2 tRNA genes and 2 rRNA genes (1 of these 4 cut by a window edge) are annotated in these 2,500 nt (G+C 53.8%); all 4 read right to left on the reverse strand.

Annotated elements, in window-relative coordinates:
- Nucleotides 1-2,168, reverse strand: a 23S ribosomal RNA gene (locus GTA51_RS19980); the annotation flags it as partial.
- A 69-nt stretch (nt 2,169-2,237) separates the two neighbouring features.
- Nucleotides 2,238-2,313 (reverse strand) — tRNA-Ala (locus GTA51_RS19985).
- Nucleotides 2,314-2,321: 8 nt separating this feature from the next.
- Nucleotides 2,322-2,398: transfer RNA gene (locus GTA51_RS19990), tRNA-Ile, on the reverse strand.
- Nucleotides 2,399-2,468: 70 nt separating this feature from the next.
- Nucleotides 2,469-2,500 (reverse strand): 16S ribosomal RNA (locus GTA51_RS19995); it runs 1,516 nt beyond the window's last position.

Here is a 2,500-nt window from a genome sequence, read left to right on the forward strand (position 1 = left end):
CAGTCTCCCACCTATCCTACACACGATTGTCCAAGCTCCAATGTCAAGCTATAGTAAAGGTGCACAGGGTCTTTCCGTCTTTCCGCGGGTAGACGGCATTTTCACCGCCACATCAATTTCACTGAGTCTCTGGTTGAGACAGCGTGGAGATCGTTACGCCATTCGTGCAGGTCGGAACTTACCCGACAAGGAATTTCGCTACCTTAGGACCGTTATAGTTACGGCCGCCGTTTACCGGGGCTTCGGTTTAGAGCTTCGCTTGCGCTAACCCCACCCCTTAACCTTCCGGCACCGGGCAGGCGTCAGTCCGTATACGTCGTCTTACGACTTCGCACAGACCTGTGTTTTTAGTAAACAGTCGCCACCACCGTTTCACTGCGACCCCCCAAAGCTTATGCAGCAAGTGCTTCACTCTAGGGGGCACCCCTTATCCCGAAGTTACGGGGTCATTTTGCCGAGTTCCTTAACCAGAGTTCTCTCAAGCGCCTTGGGATACTCTCCCCGCCCACCTGAGTTGGTTTACGGTACGGTCTGCTTGTGCTAAACTTAGAAGCTTTTCTCGGCAGCCTGGGATCAGTCACTTATGTCGTAAGACTCGGCATCACGTCTCGGCGTTAAAGGAGAACGGATTTGCCTATCCTCCAAGCCTACACGCTTACACCGGCACGTCCAACAGCCGGCTGACCTACCCTCCTGCGTCCCTCCGTCGCACACACAAACAGGTACAGGAATATTAACCTGTTTTCCATCAGCTACGCCTTTCGGCCTCGCCTTAGGGACCGACTCACCCTGGGAAGATTAACTTTACCCAGGAAACCTTGGGCTTACGGCGAACGGGTTTCACACCCGTTTTATCGTTACTTATGCCAGCATTATCACTTCCCGTTAGTCCAGCAGACTTTACAATCTGCCTTCATCCCGTCCGGGAACGCTCCCCTACCGCCTATCGTGAGATAGGCTCGAGGCTTCGGTACCATACTTAGCTCCGTTACATTTTCGGCGCAGGACCACTAGACCAGTGAGCTATTACGCTTTCTTTAAAGGATGGCTGCTTCTAAGCCAACCTCCTGGCTGTCTGAGCGGTCCCACTTCCTTCCCCACTGAGTATGGATTTGGGAACCTTAGCCGTCGATCTGGGCTCTTACCCTCTCGACCCTGGACCTTCGCACCCAGAGTCTGACTCCCAGACAATAAAAGAACGGCATTCGGAGTTTGATAGGGTTTGGTAATCTGGTGAGACCCCTAGCCCTTTCAGTGCTCTACCTCCGTCCTTCCTGCCTGAGGCTATACCTCAATATATTTCGGGGAGAACCAGCTATCACCGAGTTTGATTGGCCTTTCACCCCTATCCACAAGTCATCCCAATGGTTTTCAGCCCATATGGGTTCGGTCCTCCACTCGGTTTTACCCGAGCTTCAACCTGCTCATGGATAGATCACCCGGTTTCGGGTCTATCCCGCCGTACTGTTCGCCCTATTCAGACTCGCTTTCGCTACGGCTCCGGCATTTTAGCCTTAACCTCGCACGACAGGATAACTCGCTGGCTCATTATGCAAAAGGCACGCTCTCACCGGGCAAGCCCGGCTCGAACCGCTTGTAGGCAATCGGTTTCAGGTTCTCGTTTCACTCCCCTAACAGGGGTTCTTTTCACCTTTCCCTCACGGTACTAGTTCGCTATCGGTCGCTGAGGAGTATTTAGCCTTGGAAGATGGTCCTCCCGGATTCCCACGAGATTTCGCGTGTCTCGTGGTACTCAGGTATCTCCAGCGTCACATTCGGTTTCAGGTACGGGGCTTTCACCCTCTACGGCGTGCCTTCCCAGACACTTCCCCTGCCTAATAGTGAATCACTTGATGGAGACCCTACAACCCCAGATGCCCGGAGGCACCTGGTTTGGGCTCTTCCCAGTTCGCTCGCCGCTACTATGGGAATCTCTTTTGATTTCCTCTCCTGTGGGTACTGAGATGTTTCACTTCCCCACGTTCGCTTCCCAAGACCTATGTATTCAGTCAAGGGATGACGGGACATGACTCCCGCCGGGTTTCCCCATTCAGAAACCACCGGATCAAAGCACGTTTGGCTGCTCCCCGGTGCGTATCGCCGCCTACCGCGTCTTTCATCGCCTCTCAGCGCCAAGGCATCCACCGATTGCCCTTAATTACTTGGCTTTTGCCTAAATCCCATCCCTTATTTAACTGTCAAAGAACAACGTTGCGCACCCATATCACTTCCCCTTGTGGTGGAGGTGAACGGGATCGAACCGATGGCCTCCTGCGTGCAAGGCAGGCGCTCTCCCAGCTGAGCTACACCCCCGGTAAGCGTGGTGGGCCTGGAAGGACTTGAACCTTCGACCTCACGCTTATCAGGCGTGCGCTCTAGCCACCTGAGCTACAGGCCCATCGTGTGCGCAACTTGCAAAGACACTTGGTCCTTGCAATTAAATAGCGAGTTGGGTTTTCGTATCCATAAAAGGAGGTGATCCAGCCGCAGGTTCCCCTAC

Origin of the sequence: Solidesulfovibrio aerotolerans (assembly GCF_009856865.1) — a bacterium.
Lineage (GTDB): Bacteria > Desulfobacterota > Desulfovibrionia > Desulfovibrionales > Desulfovibrionaceae > Solidesulfovibrio > Solidesulfovibrio aerotolerans.